We start from the raw sequence: 17,384 nt of genomic DNA on the forward strand, positions 1-17,384 counted from the left end.
AAAGATGGGGGGGGCGTTATTTTTTACTCTATTTTATATTTATTAACTGCTATGATAAAAAATCATAAAAATTTGTGGTTAATTATGAGGTTAGCATAAGTGCTATGCACCTAATCTCGTCAAGGAGTGAAATTATGAAGATTTTTATTTTATCATTACGTTATTGTGTTTTATTACTTTGTTCTACTTTAGTAGTTGCTTGTGGTTCAAGTGGTAGTAAAGAGGATGTTGTCTCAGTTGAAGAGACGGCAGAAGTCATATCTGATGAAACAGTAAAAACAGGTTTCTTAACTAATATTTCAGGTGTTACTTATACAACAGAAACACAATCTGGAGTTACAGGCGAATTAGGGGCGTTTCAATATAAAGATAACGAAACAATAACCTTTTCCCTTGGTGATGTTGTATTAGGTGAGGACGTTATTGTTCAGTCTGATATGACGATGTTTGACTTGGTGCCAAAATCAGTGATTTATACGACAACCGCTGAAATTGAGGCTATGTATTATAGCCAAAAATCTGTGTCGGATGATGAGCGTATTGCGTTTTTTAAATTGAGTAATACGCTTTGGTTATTGCAGAGTTTTGATGACGATTCTGACCTCGAAAATGGCATTAATATCTCAGCCGGTGTTGGGGAGCTATTGATGAATTCAAAAATTGATTTTGAAGAAGACGACTATGATGCTTTTAAACTTACTCTTCGCCACTTTTCGAATCGAGCAGCAAATCAAGGCTTAATTAATTCAGGCGCGATTAAACCTTTTGGTTCAGTATTAGATTATTTTTATAGTGTATTAAATATAAGTCATAACTTTGTTGTAAATTCTATAACCAGTAATGATTATGGTGATGAAGTTTTTACCCACTCTTACACTTATGATTCAGCTGGAAATGTGTTGACGGATATAAGAAAGAAGGATGATGTCATAGATGAAATGATCAGCTATTCTTATGATGAAAATGGTAACCCGTTAACTTTTAGTCATGATTCTGACGATGATGGTGATAGTACAGTGAATCGTACTGGAAGTTATACTTATGACAGTAACGGCAATCTGTTAACCTTTAGCTATGATTCTAGTGCTAATGGAACAGTAAATAATATAAGAACTTATACTTATGATTCTGATGGTAATCAGCTAACGAACAGTTATGACAAAGATGTTGATGGCATAGCAGATGAACTGGAAAGTTATACTTACGATACTGACGGTAATCAGTTAACAATAAGTGAAGATTTTGACGCTGATGGTACAGCAGAAAGGCTCTCTACTTATACTTATGACACAGACGGTAATCAGTTAACCGAGACTTATTACACTGATTCCGACAGTACACCAGTTTATGTTCAAACCTACACATACGATAGTCGTGGAAACCTCTTAACTTATAGCAATGATTCTAAGGGAGATGGTACGTTAAATTATGCAGATAGTTATGTATATGATACTCGTGGAAACCAGTTAACTTATAGCTCTGATTATAATGGTGATGGTTCGGCAATTTATATTGCAACTTCCACTTACAATAGTGATGACCTCATACTAACTTTCATTACTAAGTATTACGGGACTGGTACAAAAGAGGTGACAGAGACTTACACTTATGACTCTGACGGTAATCTGTTAACTAAAAGTAAAGATTATAGCAGTGATGGTACAGTAAATTACATTGAAACTTACACATACGATAGTGACGGTAATAAATTAACCTATGCAGAGGATTATGACGCAGACGGTATAGTAGATTATCTTAATAGTTTTACTTACGATAGTAGTGGTAATCTTTTAACAGATACTCTTGATTATGATGCTGACAGTGTAGCAAATAGAGTTAATAGGTATACTTACGATAGTCAAAATAACCTTTTAACAGAAGCCTTTGATAGTGATGCTGATGGCACTGACGACTCTATTACTACTTTTACATATCTCGACTCGACTCTAGCTACAATTTTTTGTGATTTGAATAGCTGCTCAGAAATCTTTTAAGCGGTAAGTAAAAGCAAGATCAGGCAGAGCGAACCAAATGGTTCGCTTTTTTATTGGGTATTAAATATTGGAATTTTGAAGAAGGCTGTCTACGTGATTCCGTATGTTAATTGCGTACGTCACCTTCGTTCTTATCTAGGCTAGTTTTTTCCTGCACGCCAAATGAGGATAAAAAACATTAAGAGATAAAGCGGTGTTTCAATAAAGGTGTCATAGGTGAGCCACTGGTCTTCGGTTAATTGACTCGCAACACTATAATTTAGGCCTGCCTTACATAAACTGATAAATGCTAAACCTAAAACAAAATATTTATGTTGAATAGGGGAGTTTAAGTACCGTTCAAAACGGGCTCCAAAGTAACCACCTTTATTAAACACTCCATCTATTATAAGAGCTGATGCACTGATTAACCCCATAAATGTGCCCTTGAGTTGCACTAAATACTCACTTTGAAAGGCAATGGAGAATAGTGCTGATATTAACAGCATTATGGTTCCGAATACGGCAAATCCACCTAGCAAGTCCACTTTAACAAAGCGCTGGACAACAACCAGTGCTAATCCTAACGATACCCCGGTAAATGCTGCAGTAGTTAAGTCTCCGGTTATTTTTGCCACTGCAAAAAATGCTAGGCCAATAACGATGTCAGCAATAATAGACGGTTTGTTTTTTTTCCAATTTTCACTTTGAAGTTTTCTTTTATTATCTAGCTCTGGCAAATTTAACTTGGTGTTAAACTTCTCAAGTTTTGTCGTGGCAAAGTGGATGTCTTTACCTGGGTGACTTTCATAAATTAACTCGCTAGTGTTACTGCTTTGATTACTTTCCCTAACTTGGATACCGACAGTGAACCAACTAAAGTAACCTACGGATACGCTTATTTCTTTAGTTTGATTATCTGGTTCGGTTGTCTGGCTGTTAGGTTGAAACTTATGCTCAACCACTTTGAAGTCACCATCAAATAAATGTGTGGATTCGTCTACCAGTGTGCCATTACAAAATAGCTGTGACGTATAGGTTGTAAATGAAAAAAAGTATTTCACTTCATAATCGTTACCGTCATATTGAAAAGGTCTTTTAAAAGTCCATAAACGCATAATTGTCCCTGTTTTTATTTTTCTAAATTTTTTACTTCTCGCCAGCTCTGGAATTCATGTCAAATTAAGGTGGCTGTCTTTCTTATTATAAGCGACATATAGGCTCAATTACTTTGCCAGTTAAATCGATAACTAACTTCCGATTAAATTGCTTAGAAGGAACGTTGCCGTTGAATACCACATAACCGACTTTAAATATCCAATAGTTGTTTTTTAAGCCTTCTGGTGCCACAGAAGATAAGTTAAAACTTACAACATGTGCTTTTTCATTTCCTTTAAGATTACCAAGTGCCCATTTTTGAAAAATAGTATCGACTTCTTTGATAGTTAACGGCAAGTCTGAATCACCATTCCAATTTAAATTAGGAGGAGCAATAAATTGAAACATGCACGATTTACCTTTTGAACTCCAAGAGTCGAAAACAAAGCCATCAGCTAAAGAGTTAAACGATATAAAAGTAAGTATTACGAGCAGTAAGCGCATGAATTCCCTTGTGGCTTATAACGAGGTTGTAGAATTTATTCTAGCTTTTGTAATAAAGCAATAGCTTTAGTATGACCTAGTTCACTCGCTTGATTTAAATGATATTTCATTTTTTTTATATCTTTTTTAGCATGATAAATAATAGCTAGATTGTAATGTGCTCTACTTATATCATTGTCAGCCCCAATATTGTAAAAAGCTATAGCTAAGTCTAAATCAACACCAACTCCTAACAGACCAACATGATAAATATCTCCTAACAACAATGCCGCATCAGTAGTTTGTAACTCCACGGATACTTTCAAGTATTTTATAGCATTCTCAGCATCGTTTTGAGTAAAAAAATAATGTCCTAATAAATAATGAGAAACGCCTGATTTATCATCATCAATAATATCTAAGATCAGTTCCAGGGAATGATTTACATTCCTAAATTCTCCTTTGTCCAAATATAATATTTGAGCGTATAACCTAGCCCAATTAATATAGGCTTCAGATTTAAAGATAGGTTTTGATTTTTCTATCTTCTTTAGAAAATCAATACTTGAATTAAAATTATCTTGATAAAAGTAAAGCTCCGCAGCATTTTGAGCTGCGATCATATTGCCTTTTGAAAATGAATTTAAGAATAATTGTTCTGCAATATGAATATTTTCTTTATTTTCTTTCATCATATATAACAAACCCAATGAATTTTCTTTCCAGCCTGATTTATCTTCAGATAGATGATTGAATTCTTCAATCATCTGATCAACAACATCAAAGTTTTTATCTTTATTAATTAAAAGACTATCAAGCTTTCCTTGCAGGCATGCTTTATCATAATTGCAAAATAGCGTATTTGTATTTTTGTTTGCCATGACGAAAACACTGCATAAAGAAAAGCAGAAACATATAACGACATTTTTAATCATTCCCACTCCCATGCATTAATCTATTTTCAAGCCATTAAACTTCTAGTTTACCTGTAATAATAACTTTGATATACGGACGTTCCTGTGAAATCAACGCACTAATAAAAGTATCTCATCTAAATTTATTGAGTATTCAAGATGACTGTTTACGTGAATTTTTATCAATTTCCGACCTTAGGCAAAGTCTTTTTACTAACAACTTTGAATGTATCTAAATTAACTAGCATAGAAAAAACGTCGTTATTGTTAATAAAAATAACAAATAGCTCGCCTTCGGTATTAATAACGGACTTTACAATTCTACTGTAGCCTTCGATTATTTCTACATAATCGGAGCCATCTATTTTACTGATTGCAAAAGTACGTTTGTCAAAATTATTAAATTTACCATCTAAATTTGTATCACTATTGATAACCTCGTAAGTCATGGCAACCGCTTTGGTGTTATTAGAATATTCTGATCCTGAAATAGTACTAATATTGGTGATCAACTGATTAACGGATTTGAAAAGCCAGTTAGAAGTGTTTGTTTTACTGTTTAGGAATAAGGCATTTTTTGATCTTGTTTCTGTATAATAACTTCCACTTCCACCAAAGCTATCAACAACAGTTCCTCTTGACTCTACTGATAATTTTTCTGACTCTAAAGGGATATAATAGAAGTCACTTTTCCCAATTCTATTAGGGTATCCAAGGCTCCATTTTTCTTCATCTTCTTTATCATCCGCAAGGTTAAGAGTTTGCGGTGGAACATAATCTTCTTTAAGAAGGTGTTTCGTAATTTGATACCCAAAAAATAAAATGCCAACAGAAATGCCTAAAAATAAGACCAATCCATTAAAATTCCACATCCATTTAAAAAAACGTTCAGACTTCATATGACTCCATGTAATTTATAACAATCTAATAATGAACAACTTGGTCATTTTTCTACCAAAACTTTCTCACTTCCATATATAGCTTTATTAGTATCAAATTATTTAACGTCTTACTAGTTCTTGAATTAATAGAAATTGGATTAACTGGTCTTAGGTGATAAATGACTTAATGGGTTATTTACTTGAATATAGAGGGAATGGAATACCGAAATAGTAAAAATAGATAAGTCAATTTGTTACACGACCAGTTAAGTTCGCTCTGCTTTTTGCTTTTGATCTCACCTCCGATTTAAATATCTGTGTTAAATATAACTTTTCTCAAATCGATAGGGCATGGATGCCCGATTGAGGAAAATGTTCAGGGACGAATGTTTTTCCGTATTTGATGATTAAAGTTAGTATTTAATACAAATAGATATTTGGTTACGGGCGGCTTTTTGGCCTACCTTTTTGGCTGTTGAAAAAGGTATGGTCGCCGCAGGTGAAATAGTCTTTTTATCTTTATAACAAAAAAATAGATAGTGCCTTTTTGGGCTGTTGCAAAAAGGTAACTCGCCGGAGGTGAAACAGTCTTTTTATCTTTATAACAAAAAAATAGATAGTGCCTTTTTGGGCTGTTGAAAAAGGTATTGTCGAGTACATGGATGTACTCGCTTAGGTTGTGTCGGGAACTGACAATCTGCCACTTCATGGATGAAGGGATGCCATCAATACAGGGATGTATTATTGATGGCCGCCATGGATGTACTCGCTTAAGTTGTCTGTCTATTCGTAAAAGCTAAAACTGACAACCTGCCACTTCATGGATGAAAGGATGTCATCAATACAGGGATGTATTATTGATGACCGCCGAAGGTGAAACAGTCTTTTGCTTTTAATCTTCTAGGTATTGCTTTAGCTTTTAAGCAATAAACGAACCCCGCGCCTTTGATCTTAAAAAAAACCACCACGCACGCCTTTATGCAGGCGGATTTATATAATCTTTTATTTTGGTTCTTATTGTTGCAAGTTCTGGATCTTCTTCAGGAAATAGTGCGAGTAACTCTTCAAACGAATTCCATTTAGTTTGCTTAACTGTTTTATTCAGTAAATTAGATTCTTCACTTGTTAATCCAAGAATTTGTTTTAAAAACAGCGATGCCGGCATACATTTCCTTAAAGTAAAAAATTAGCTACAAGCTAAATAACGTAACAGTTAATCGACTAATATACATAGTCTCAAAAGCATTGGTTATTTAAGTAAACTAGTTATGAATTAATACTTTAGTTTTAAAGTTCAAATTTTTCAATCCGATATAGAAATTGTTTGTATCCCATCCCTAATAATTTTGCTGCTTTGGTTTTATTATTTTTGGTTTTCAGTAAGGCTTGTTGCAGCACTTGTTTTTCAAAGTCATCCCAGTTCATCCCTTCATCTGGAATATTAAAGCCCTCAAAGTCTTCATTGGCTTGTTCTGTCATTGCAGGAGCCGTTAGGTCTTTTATCAGTTCTTGTTCGTCACCAAGCAGTACAAAGCGTTCTAATTTGTTACTTAACTCTCTTACGTTACCAGGCCAGTTATGGTCAAGCAGAAGCTTTTTGGTTGATGCGGATAACTTGGCCGACTGACTCCCGTATTCATTTTCAAACTTTTTGGTAAAGTGCAGTATGAGTTTGGGAATATCTTCAGGGCGCTCTTTTAAAGAGGGCATTCTTAGAGGAACCACATTAAGACGATAATATAAATCTTCTCTAAATTCTTGTTTGCTTATTTGGCTTGGAATGTCTCGGTGAGTGGCGGCGATAACACGTGCATCAACTTGGATTTCGTCGTTAGAGCCCAAACGAGTAATAACACCTTCTTGTAAAAAGCGCAGTAACTTAGCTTGTAATAAAATAGGGAGCTCACCAATTTCATCGAGGAATAATGTACCTTGATGAGCGGCTTCAATTTTGCCAATCTTTTGAGTGATAGCGCCGGTGAACGCGCCTTTTTCAGCACCAAATAGCTCGGCTTCCGCTAATGACTCTGGAATAGCGCCACAGTTAATGGCGATAAAGCTATTGTTTTTACGGCCAGACAGTTGGTGTAATGCTCTTGCTGCAAGCTCTTTACCTGTGCCACTTTCGCCACTTATCATTACGGTAGCATTGGTATTGGAAACACGTTTAATACGCTCATACACTTGCTGCATACAAGGTGCGTTACCCACTAAATCAACCATGTTCTGTTGTTCGGTTAATTGTTTTTCTAATGACTGATTTTGAGCTTTTAATGACTTAGCCGTATTGGCTTTTGAAATCGCTAATAACAACTCTTGCGATTGAAACGGTTTACTTAAGTAATCGTCTGCGCCTTTTTCAATGGCTTCTATCGCATGTTTAACTGAGCCATAAGCCGTGGCAACCACAAAGCCTACATTAAGTGAATTGTTTCTCACGTATTCCAATAGTGAAATACCGGTTAACGTTCCTAGCTTCCAATCTGAGAAAATAACGTCGGGCAGGGTGTTTTTATCCACTAGGTTTTTTAGTGTCACAATGGCAGACTCAACGCTATCGGCTTGAGTCACTTTCATCTCGTTTGCTTCTAATATTCCAGCAACTAATTCGCGCTGATCTTGCTCATCTTCTACTAATAAAATATGCATCAGTTGCTTCCTGTATTCTTGTTTTTAGTCGTGCTTTCACTGTCACTTTCAAAGCCACTTTCAAAGCCACTTTCACTGTCATTTTCTGGCGTATTTTTTTTGCTTGTTTGTGGAATAGTGCACAAAGCGGTTACTCCAGTAATATGATCGTTGTCGGTATTATTTTGAACCGTCAACGATCCTTCATAATGTAATTCAATTAATTTCTTACTGATGTAAAGACCCATGCCAGCACCTTCTGCTTTGGTAGAGCAATGTGCTGTAAATAATCTGTTTTCTATGTTTGGGTTTAAACCTGACCCAAAGTCAGTTATTGAAATGACCGTTAGTTCATTTTTGCTGTGAGTCTTTATTATTAAGTGTATTAAACCATCATTAGGATCTTTTTTTGTTGCATTTAGATCCGCTTTTGGATTTGGCATTAGATCCTGATCTGCTATCACACTTGCTTCATAAGCATTAAATACTAGGGTATGTAGAATAGATCTGAATTCACTTTCCGCACCCAATATTTTAATAGTGTCATCCAGTACAAGATCAATCTTAAGTTTGCCTTTGCTATTGTCGTGTGTTTGTTTTAACTCTAAAACCACGTCGTTAATTAAGCCACTTAACGATAGCGTTTGTACTCTTTCTAATCCGTCAGATGTGATGGTTAATAGAGCGTTAATATTCTTGTCTAACTGCACAATTTTACTTTGAATTTTAGCAAACAGTTTTTGTTTTACCGGCTCAGAAAGGGTGTTGGATTGTAGCTGTTCTATTGCCAGTCCAATGGTGTGCATTGGGTTTCTAAGTGCGTGGGCGATACCTTTGCTTACGTCACTAATTTCAGTTAAATGATGTTGCTCTTGTAGCTTAGATTCAGCGTCGGCCAATTTAGCTAATTGGATACTCATGGTATTAAAACGTTGAATGGTTTGATTGATTTCACTCACACCTTGAGGTGTTACTTGGATACCAAATTGACCGTTTTCTAATTGCTTAAAGCCATTGATCAACTCTTGCAACGGTTTGCTAAAACGTTTACTTAACCAAAAAACCAAGAAAATTGAGAGTAGTGTGGTGAGCACTATCATTAAGATCACATAATTAAACAGTTCTGAAACTTGAGATTTTCGTTTGTTAATAACTACATTAGGGTCTTGATCTTTTACACTTTTAGCGTGAAATACTTTTGTTGTTCCGTCATCCAGAATGGTTTCTATTTTTATACTGTCATTTTCTAAACCAATGTTTTTCATATTTTCGATTTGTTTGGTTAAATGACGTTTGATCATCTTATTAGGGCGAGGGCGCTTAATACTGAGCTTAACTCGGTAACCATCTTCTGACATTTCAATGGTGTTGATTTTTTTGCTGTTTAGCTGCTGAGCCAAAGACATTACTGTTGGTTTTACTTGCTCAGGTAACTCGCCGATGACTTCCATTAATTGGTTGGCTGAATTTAAGATCTCGGCTGGTAATTCAATTTTAAAGTTAAAGTCTTTCTTTTTACTTACCTGAATTCTTAGTAAATCTTCAAACCCGATAATTGGTGGGGCTGGCATTAAAGCAACAAAGTCGACCTTTGTTTCCGAGTCTAAGATTTGATCTTCGTCTTCAATACTATCTATTGTGTATCGTAAGATCCTGTCGGCAAAGTCTTTACCTCTGCGTTCTATCTCAGATTCTACGTTACTCTTAAAATGAGACAGTAGGGCAACTTGGGCAAGTGCGATGATTAGCACTAATCCGGTGATCAATAGAAATAGGTGGCGTCTTATACTCATATAAAGTAACTCATTAATTTTGTTTGGGTCTAACTGGATAGCTTTACTCTAATATATGTGATCATATTAAGAGTGTTAGCTTAAATTCGTCTGTGATCACTTAATTACGCAATCTTCATTCCACACTTAAAAAGCTATATAAATCAGAGGTGTAGTTATTTTTCTAAGTTAAGTGTAAACCATTAATACTGTAATGAGGAATATTAATCCTTATATGGGGACTTTATTTGGGTATTTAATTAAAACTATTGGTGTTTTATTTTAACTGTATGAAAATTAGAGCTATTTTAAAGTGGCACGTTAGTTGAGTTACTTAGTCCGAATTGTAAATTATCCTTTAAAATCGGAGAGTCAAAATGAAAAACTCAAAACATAGTGTATTCGCAGCATCTTTAATATTAAGTACGGTATTAGCTACAACATTAGTAAGTGGTAATGCTTTAGCTGAAAAAACAAAAGACGTTAAAGAAAAGCCAGTTCGTGAAATGGTTAAAGTAAAAGCCGTAGAAGGCAAAGATATTAAAGTTTTTGTTGTTAAAAGCGGTGAAAAAACTAAATATACTTTCAGTGCTGAAGAACTAGAAAATATGGATAACGTTACTGCAAAATTGGGTGACTTAGACAAAGAAACATCAGATAAAATAGTCACCTTATTATCTAAACTTGAAGGTTATAACACTAAAGTTGTTGTGTTAAATGACACTGACATTACTCATGGCGATAAAACATCAAGTATTTTTATGTTAAAAACTAACGATAAAAACGGTACAAAACACATAGAAATTGATGTTGTAGGCGACGCTAAAGTTAATGACAAACGTTTAATGAAAATGTTGTTAGCCGACGGTAAAAAAATGCATAAAGGCAAACACAAAGGTGATCATAAACGTGAACACAAAGGAAAGAAAGAGCACATGAAAGATGGTAATGCAGTAAAAGTATTAACCAAAATCATTAACAAGTCTGAGTTAACCGCTGAACAAGTTGAAGAGCTAACTGAGCTATTAGCTTCTAAAAAATAAGTAGCCTCTAAAATAGCCGCTAAAAACAAATAGCTGCTAAAGCAGACAGTCACTTCAATAACGAACTTCTAAACAAAAGGCCTTTTAATTAAGGCCTTTTTTGTATCTGTTTTATTATTCGCAACGGTTAAACCCGTTGCTTAATATATTGATAGGCCAAATGCACTTTTTGGAAAGTAGACTGACAACCACCTTTGTCGGGATGATGAATGTTACAGAGTTTCTTATATTGACGTTTAAGTGAGAGCTCAGAGGGTAAATCAGTTAACTCAAGGATAGTGAGCGATTGAGTTAAGTTATCTTGACTGCGTTGAACTGGAGAGCGCGAAGACATATTGTTCCAAAAAGAGTCGAGTAAGTTATTCACACTTGTCTCAGTGGTTTTTTCAAAGTTATCCCAATTTAAGTAATACGTCCTTAATTTCTCAATAGCTTGTCGTTCTTCTCTATTTTGTACACCAGTTCCAGCTACTGAAGCGCCGTCTTGTGTCGAGGTAGAATTAGACTGAGACAAGGGCATTAATCGTATATTGGATGAGATGATATCAATATCAAATTGATTAAGTTCTAAGCCTAAATCTCTCAGGCGATATAAGGCATTAAAAATAACAAAGTGAGTTTGAAATAAGCTGAGATTATTGGACATAACCTCAGCATTAAATAAATGGTACGGCGCAGATTTAAACTTAGAAATTATCTCGTATTCACTAATGCCACCGTTAACAGCCTCTTGGCTTATCAGTTCCATTAACGCTTGATCTAATTCTAAGTTTTCCAATGCTTCTTCCTTATTTAAAAGCCATTACGGGAAGACGTTATGCTTCATACTCTAATGGGTCAGTCATGTTGTTTTTTTCAAACGCTTCTAACCGTTCTTGGCAAGCGCCACATTTACCACATGCTTTTTCACGGCCGTTATAACAAGTCCAGGTCTTGTTGTAATCTAACTTCATGTTAAGGCCATCGGCTAATATTTCAATCTTATCGCTATGCAGATAAGGCACAACGATATCAACGGCATCGTAATTGGCAATGGCACAAACATCTTGCATACGTTTGACAAATTCAGGACGACAGTCTGGGTAAATAGCATGGTCGCCAGAATGCGCGCCGTAAAATACTTTCGTGGCTTTTAAACTAACCGCATAACCAACCGCTAAACTTAATAAGATCATATTTCGATTTGGCACTACGGTGCTTTGCATGGTTTCTGCTTCGTAATGACCTTCAGGAATATCAATGTTATCGGTCAGTGAAGAGCCGGCTATAATTGAATTTATTGCGCTAATATCGACAATTTTATGGTGTACGTTTAATTCTTCACATGCGTTTTTGGCATATTCAATTTCTTTAACATGACGTTGGCCATAATCAAACGTTAATGCATGCACGTCGTAACCTTGTTTTAACGCGTGGTTTAATACTGTGTATGAATCCATACCACCAGAAAATATAACGACAACTTTCTCAAACATTTAAAAATACCTATAAATTAATTGCGAAATTGTACAAAAATATTTGTTACAATCGCCCAAATTGATGAACACAAAAACAGTGGTGTTCATATCTACACAGAATTAACGAATGTTAATTCAATATGAGTCTAGAAGAAAGTTAACTTTTTATCAGGTACCGATAACCAAGCCATGAGTAAATATAAAATAAATGAAATATTTGAGACCATCCAAGGGGAAGGTCAGTACACAGGTACCGCATCGATATTTGTTCGATTGCAAGGTTGCCCAGTTGGTTGCTCTTGGTGCGACACCAAACAAACGTGGGATCAATTAGAAAGTGATAAACAACCATTATCAACTATCATTGTTAAAACATCAGACGATCCAACTTGGTGTGATGTTGATGATTCGACAATATTAAACACTTTTGTTGAGCAAGCTTACCGAGCTAAACATGTGGTAATTACGGGCGGAGAGCCTTGTATGTTTGACTTAAACCCTTTGTGTGAATTATTACACAGCAAAGGTTATTCAACTCAAATAGAAACCAGCGGTACTTTTGAAATACAAGCACCAGAGCAAACATGGGTAACGGTTTCACCAAAGATTAATATGAAAGGTGGTTATAAAATTCTCGCATCTTGTATGCAAAGAGCAAATGAAATTAAACACCCAATTGCAAGACAAGTTCACGTTGATGAGTTGGAACAATTATTAATTGAAGCGCCGATTAAAGAAAATACGTTGATTTATTTACAGCCAATTAGTCAAAAAATTTCGTCGACTGAACTTGCCATTGAAACCTGCAAAGAAAAGAACTGGCGTTTGTCTGTGCAAGTGCACAAATACATTGGTATAAGTTAACGATGATAAAAGCTCAGAGAGGAATATAAAATGCGCCAAAGAGTCAGTGAGTTTTTTCAGAAGTACGCTGTTGCAATGCAAGACAGAGAATTAAAGCTGTTAAAGTCAATTTATCGATTACCTTTTATAATTGTTCATGATGAACCTGAAAGGGTGGTGTCTTTTGATGCAGAATTGGAAACAAATTTAAAAAAAGTATTAGAGTCATTTGACCAACGAGCAATAACGAATATTGAGGTCGAAGTAAAAAAAGCGATTCGTTTATCCAATGACATACATTTTGCTAACGTGAATTGGACGTTTAAAAATGAACAAGGCGAGATACAGTTAAGCTACAACACGTCTTATATGCTGAGCATTTTAGAAGATACTATTAAAGTTATCACTGTGATCATTGATGATGAAAACGATACTTATTTAAAACTACTTTAAGGACGGTATTCACTTTCTGAACGCCTTACAAAGAAAGTTGCTGACAGTAAGGTCTGGCAATAATTTTGAAAACCTAATTTTGAAAAGTAAAAAGCCATTTTAATTAATTAAAATGGCTTTTATTTTGTCTGTGACCTGTCCTATGTCCTCAAATACTCTTAAATAGGTTTAAGAGTGAGTGAACAAGTAACCATCACTAAGTTAGGCTTTTAATGTCGCGACTTTCATTGATGCAATAAAGTTGCTTAACTCTTCTAACATTAGCTCTTTGTCTAACAAGTTACGTTCAATAATATTCACCACTGCAGACCCTGATATTGCTCCGGCTGCACCAGATTTAATGGCTGCTTTAACTTGTTCAGGACTAGAGATACCAAAACCTAATATTGCAGGTGCGGCATTAAAACTTTTTAATTTATTAATTAGGATGTCAGCAGGCATGTTGGCTTTTGTTTCTGCGCCTGTAACGCCAGCTCGGCTTAATAAATAAGTATAACCTTCACTGTAATCAGCAATCTTTTTCATCATGCTGTCGTCAATCGTAGGTGGTACGATAAATACCGCATCAACATTGGCTTGTTTAGCGGCTTGTCTAAATCGTGCGCTTTCTCTTACTGGTACATCAGCAATAAGCACAGAGTCAATGCCTGCTTTGGCGCATAAACCATAAAACGTGTCGATACCGTGAGCCATCACTAAGTTGCTATAAAGTAATAAGCCAATTGGTGTGTTTGGAAATTCTTGTCTGATTTTTGCAACAAGATCCAAACAAGCTTGAGTTGAAATATCTTGGTTTAATGCTCTGATATTAGCGGCTTGAATAGTAGGGCCATCGGCAACCGGATCTGAAAATGGTATACCTAATTCAAGGGCGTCGGCACCAGATTCAATTAAGGTTTTAATGATCTGATAACTGGTTTCTAAATCTGGATCGCCAACCGTCACAAAAGGAATAAACGCGCCTTGGTTTTTCTCATCTAATTTTTGAAACAATGCGTTATAGCGGCTCATTATTTTTTCTCCTTTGGTGCTGACTTTACATCGCTGCTAGCAAACTTTTCGCCTAATATTTGGTGAACGTGAGTTAAGTCTTTATCGCCACGACCAGAAAGATTAACCAAAATAATCTGTTCTTTGTCTGGCGATTGTTTTGCCAGTTTTAACGCATGGGCTAGAGCATGAGATGACTCAAGTGCTGGAATAATACCTTCTTGCTTAGCTAGTATTTGGAAAGCATCAATGGCTTCATCGTCATTAATAGCAACATAATCAGCACGACCAATCGCTTTTAAATGTGCGTGTTGTGGACCAACGGCAGGGTAATCTAAACCAGCTGAAATAGAGTAAGACTCTTCTATCTGGCCATCTTTGTTTTGCATTATATGGGTGTAAGCACCGTGTAATATACCTTTTGAATCGATACCTTGATCAATAACCGCTAATGCTGCGCCGTGCTCACCAGTTTCTAAACCGTGACCGCCAGGCTCAACACCAATAAGTTCAACACCTTGTTCTTTAATAAAGTCGTTAAACATACCAATGGCGTTAGAACCACCACCAACACAGGCAATCACTTTATCTGGTAAACGACCTTCAGCCTTTAACACTTGTTGTTTAGCTTCTTCACCGATCATTTTTTGGAAGTCACGAACAATAGTAGGGAACGGATGAGGACCCGCAGCCGTACCTAATAAGTAATGGCTGTCTTCATAAGTAGAAGCCCAGTCACGCATAGCTTCGTTAACCGCATCTTTTAATGTGCCAGAGCCTGAGGTTACTGGAATAACTTCAGCGCCCATTAATTTCATTCTAAATACGTTCGGCTGTTGTCTGTCTATGTCTTTCGCGCCCATGTAAATGCGCGCTTCTAAGCCCATCAATGCACAAGCGAGAGCCGTAGCAACACCATGCTGGCCAGCGCCAGTTTCTGCAATAACGCGCTTTTTACCCATACGTTTGGTTAATAACGCCTGGCCTAATACTTGGTTGGTTTTGTGTGCGCCACCGTGCAACAAATCTTCACGTTTTAAGTAAAGCTTGGTTTTGGTACCCGCGACTATATTTTTACACAAGGTTAATGGCGTAGGACGACCTGCATAGTTTGTTAATAAACCTTCAAACTCTTCAACAAAGGCAGGATCTTCAATAGCTTCAATATAAGCTTGTTCTAATTCTTCTAACGCTGGAACAAATAGCTCAGGGACAAACATGCCACCGTATTCACCAAAGTAGGCATCTAATGTTTTTCTTTCTTTGCCATTTGGGGTTTTATCACGGTCTGTTTCATAACTGCTCATGGGTTTTCCTAATCTTTAGACTTTCTAATTCTTTAATTAAATTTAATCTGTTAGTGAGGTTTTCTTTGATTCACTAACGAAAATAACTGGTTAATTTGTTGTTCCGACTTAACACCTGGGCTTGTTTCTACCCCTGAATTCACATCCATCCCACAAACCGGTAAACCTTTAGTGGATTCTATGTTTTCTAGGTTTAAGCCACCAGCTAACATAATTTGTGGACTGGTTAAGTTAATGTCTTTTAACACATCCCAGTTAAAGGCTTGGCCTGTACCACCTGATTGACCTGTAGCTGTGTTTTTGGTGTCGAGCAATATTCTGTCTGCACTTGGCCATCGCTCTGGTAATGAGCCTTCTTCACTAATAGCTACCGCTTTCCAAATACTTATGTTTTTATTGGCGTCTGTTTTATTAATATAACCAGGTAGCTCTCTCACAGCATCAATATAACTGTCGTCTTCATCACCGTGTAATTGTAATACGCTAATGTTTAGCTCCAAGATCAGTTTATCTAGGTCTTTTAGAGGCATATTTTGAGTAACCGCAACAAATTTTAATTGGCCATTTGAGTCTTGCTCAATTATCTCTTTGGCGGTATCAATGTTTACGCAACGTGGGCTTTTGCTAACAAATATTAAACCTGCATGTTTTACCTTGTTTTCAATTAGCGTTTTAACGGCGCTTGCTTGAGTTAACCCACACACTTTATGCTCACCAATTATTAAGTCATGGCAAGCTTGGCTAAGATTTTTCTGTGCCATTAACGAACTACCTACTAAGAAGCCTTGTACATCTTGTTTTAACAAATTCACTTGCTGATGATTGTTAATACCAGACTCAGAAATAAGTACTGTGTTTTCAATTTGTTGTGCAGACGCTAAGGTGTTAAATAAGCTGACTAACTCTGGCGTTTTGTGTAAGTCGGTAGACAGATCACGCAAGTTACGATTGTTAATACCTAAGATGTCAGCTTTTAAATTCACAGCGCGGTGCATTTCTTCATCGTTACTGACTTCGGTCAATACCGACATATTAAGCTTGCTGGCTAATTGATTAAGGGCAGTGTATTGCTCGTCGTCTAATACAGAAAGCATTAACAAGATGGCGTTTGCGCCAAAATAGCGGGCTAAATACACTTGGTATTCATCAATAAAGAAGTCTTTACATAATACAGGCTGTCTTAATTTAGCCTTAACCAAAGGCAAGCGTTCAAATTCACCTTGAAAGTATTTTTCGTCGGTTAATACCGACACACAGCTTGCGTATTCATCGTAAGCTTGGCAAATCTCATCTAAGTCAAACACAGGACGGATTAGGCCTTTAGATGGGCTAGCTTTTTTACATTCTAATATAAACGCAGCGCCTTTATTTTTGTGATCGTTTTGCAACGCCAGTTTGAAGTCTCTGTCGTTAGGCGTTAATTTTTCAATAAATTCAGTTAGCGGAAAATCAAGCTTACGTTGCTCAACTTCCAGTCTTTTATCTACAACAATTTTTTCTAATACATTCATTTTATTATTCTTTTCTTATTTAAACTGTTTG

General features: G+C 36.1%; 16 protein-coding genes. 4 read left to right on the forward strand and 12 right to left on the reverse strand.

The window, feature by feature from the left end; all coding sequences use genetic code 11:
• Positions 1-104 precede the first annotated feature (104 nt).
• On the forward strand, positions 105-1,994 hold the full coding sequence (locus BTO11_RS11270) for an RHS repeat domain-containing protein (RefSeq protein WP_146105484.1): 1,890 nt from the start codon (positions 105-107) through the stop codon (positions 1,992-1,994).
• 140 nt (positions 1,995-2,134) lie between these two features.
• On the opposite strand, the gene BTO11_RS11275 is transcribed toward BTO11_RS11270, so the two are convergent.
• The 7 genes from BTO11_RS11275 to BTO11_RS11305 all read right to left on the reverse strand — a co-directional run bounded on the left by BTO11_RS11275 (position 2,135) and on the right by BTO11_RS11305 (position 9,770).
• On the reverse strand, positions 2,135-3,091 hold the full coding sequence (locus BTO11_RS11275; RefSeq protein WP_105052695.1) for a hypothetical protein: 957 nt from the start codon (positions 3,089-3,091) through the stop codon (positions 2,135-2,137).
• An 85-nt stretch (positions 3,092-3,176) separates the two neighbouring features.
• The gene (locus tag BTO11_RS11280; protein ID WP_105052696.1) at positions 3,177-3,479 is read right to left on the reverse strand and encodes a hypothetical protein; all 303 of its coding nucleotides are present in this window, start codon (positions 3,477-3,479) and stop codon (positions 3,177-3,179) included.
• 131 nt (positions 3,480-3,610) lie between these two features.
• Entirely contained in the window at positions 3,611-4,435 is an 825-nt protein-coding gene (locus BTO11_RS11285; RefSeq protein WP_105052697.1) for a tetratricopeptide repeat protein, read from the reverse strand.
• 215 nt (positions 4,436-4,650) lie between these two features.
• Entirely contained in the window at positions 4,651-5,367 is a 717-nt protein-coding gene (locus BTO11_RS11290; protein ID WP_105052698.1) for a hypothetical protein, read from the reverse strand.
• A gap of 958 nt (positions 5,368-6,325) precedes the next feature.
• Positions 6,326-6,514: a hypothetical protein gene (locus BTO11_RS11295; protein ID WP_105052699.1), complete on the reverse strand. Its 189-nt coding sequence runs from the start codon at positions 6,512-6,514 to the stop codon at positions 6,326-6,328.
• Between the two features lie 122 nt (positions 6,515-6,636).
• Positions 6,637-7,998 (reverse strand): sigma-54-dependent transcriptional regulator, encoded by a 1,362-nt coding sequence (locus tag BTO11_RS11300; protein WP_105052700.1) that lies wholly within the window; start codon positions 7,996-7,998, stop codon positions 6,637-6,639.
• Positions 7,998-9,770, reverse strand: coding sequence for a sensor histidine kinase (locus tag BTO11_RS11305; protein ID WP_105052701.1), 1,773 nt, complete (start codon positions 9,768-9,770; stop codon positions 7,998-8,000). Before BTO11_RS11305 ends, BTO11_RS11300 begins: the two co-directional genes overlap by 1 nt.
• A 356-nt stretch (positions 9,771-10,126) precedes the next feature.
• On the opposite strand from BTO11_RS11305, the gene BTO11_RS11310 reads away from it, so the two are divergent.
• Positions 10,127-10,792 carry a hypothetical protein gene (locus BTO11_RS11310; RefSeq protein ID WP_105052702.1) on the forward strand — a complete coding sequence of 222 codons (666 nt, stop codon included), beginning with the start codon at positions 10,127-10,129 and terminating at the stop codon, positions 10,790-10,792.
• 127 nt (positions 10,793-10,919) lie between these two features.
• Here BTO11_RS11310 and BTO11_RS11315 read toward each other — a convergent pair whose 3' ends face one another.
• Together BTO11_RS11315 and queC are read right to left on the reverse strand one after the other, a co-directional pair.
• The gene (locus BTO11_RS11315) at positions 10,920-11,570 is read right to left on the reverse strand and encodes a DNA-J related domain-containing protein (RefSeq protein WP_105052703.1); all 651 of its coding nucleotides are present in this window, start codon (positions 11,568-11,570) and stop codon (positions 10,920-10,922) included.
• Positions 11,571-11,607: 37 nt separating this feature from the next.
• Complete coding sequence (gene queC / locus BTO11_RS11320) at positions 11,608-12,267, reverse strand: 7-cyano-7-deazaguanine synthase QueC (RefSeq protein ID WP_105052704.1); 660 nt, start codon at positions 12,265-12,267, stop codon at positions 11,608-11,610.
• Positions 12,268-12,438: 171 nt separating this feature from the next.
• Between queC and queE the strand changes: the two genes are divergently transcribed.
• Both queE and BTO11_RS11330 read left to right on the forward strand, forming a co-directional pair.
• Entirely contained in the window at positions 12,439-13,113 is a 675-nt protein-coding gene (gene queE, locus BTO11_RS11325) for a 7-carboxy-7-deazaguanine synthase QueE (RefSeq protein WP_105052705.1), read from the forward strand.
• A gap of 30 nt (positions 13,114-13,143) precedes the next feature.
• A complete protein-coding gene (locus BTO11_RS11330) occupies positions 13,144-13,545 on the forward strand; it encodes a hypothetical protein (RefSeq protein WP_105052706.1) in 402 nt (133 codons plus the stop codon).
• 201 nt (positions 13,546-13,746) lie between these two features.
• On the opposite strand, the gene trpA is transcribed toward BTO11_RS11330, so the two are convergent.
• From trpA to trpCF, 3 genes are read right to left on the reverse strand one after another with little or no spacing between them, the layout of a single operon-like run.
• Positions 13,747-14,556 (reverse strand): tryptophan synthase subunit alpha, encoded by an 810-nt coding sequence (gene trpA / locus BTO11_RS11335; RefSeq protein ID WP_105052707.1) that lies wholly within the window; start codon positions 14,554-14,556, stop codon positions 13,747-13,749.
• Positions 14,556-15,842, reverse strand: a complete 1,287-nt coding sequence (gene trpB, locus BTO11_RS11340; RefSeq protein WP_105052708.1) for a tryptophan synthase subunit beta — start codon at positions 15,840-15,842, stop codon at positions 14,556-14,558. The genes trpA and trpB overlap by 1 nt, the downstream gene beginning before the upstream one ends.
• Before the next feature lie 50 nt (positions 15,843-15,892).
• On the reverse strand, positions 15,893-17,353 hold the full coding sequence (gene trpCF, locus BTO11_RS11345; protein WP_105052709.1) for a bifunctional indole-3-glycerol-phosphate synthase TrpC/phosphoribosylanthranilate isomerase TrpF: 1,461 nt from the start codon (positions 17,351-17,353) through the stop codon (positions 15,893-15,895).
• Between the last annotated feature and the right edge of the window lie 31 nt (positions 17,354-17,384).

This window comes from Psychrosphaera saromensis (assembly GCF_002954545.1).
Lineage (GTDB): Bacteria > Pseudomonadota > Gammaproteobacteria > Enterobacterales > Alteromonadaceae > Psychrosphaera > Psychrosphaera saromensis.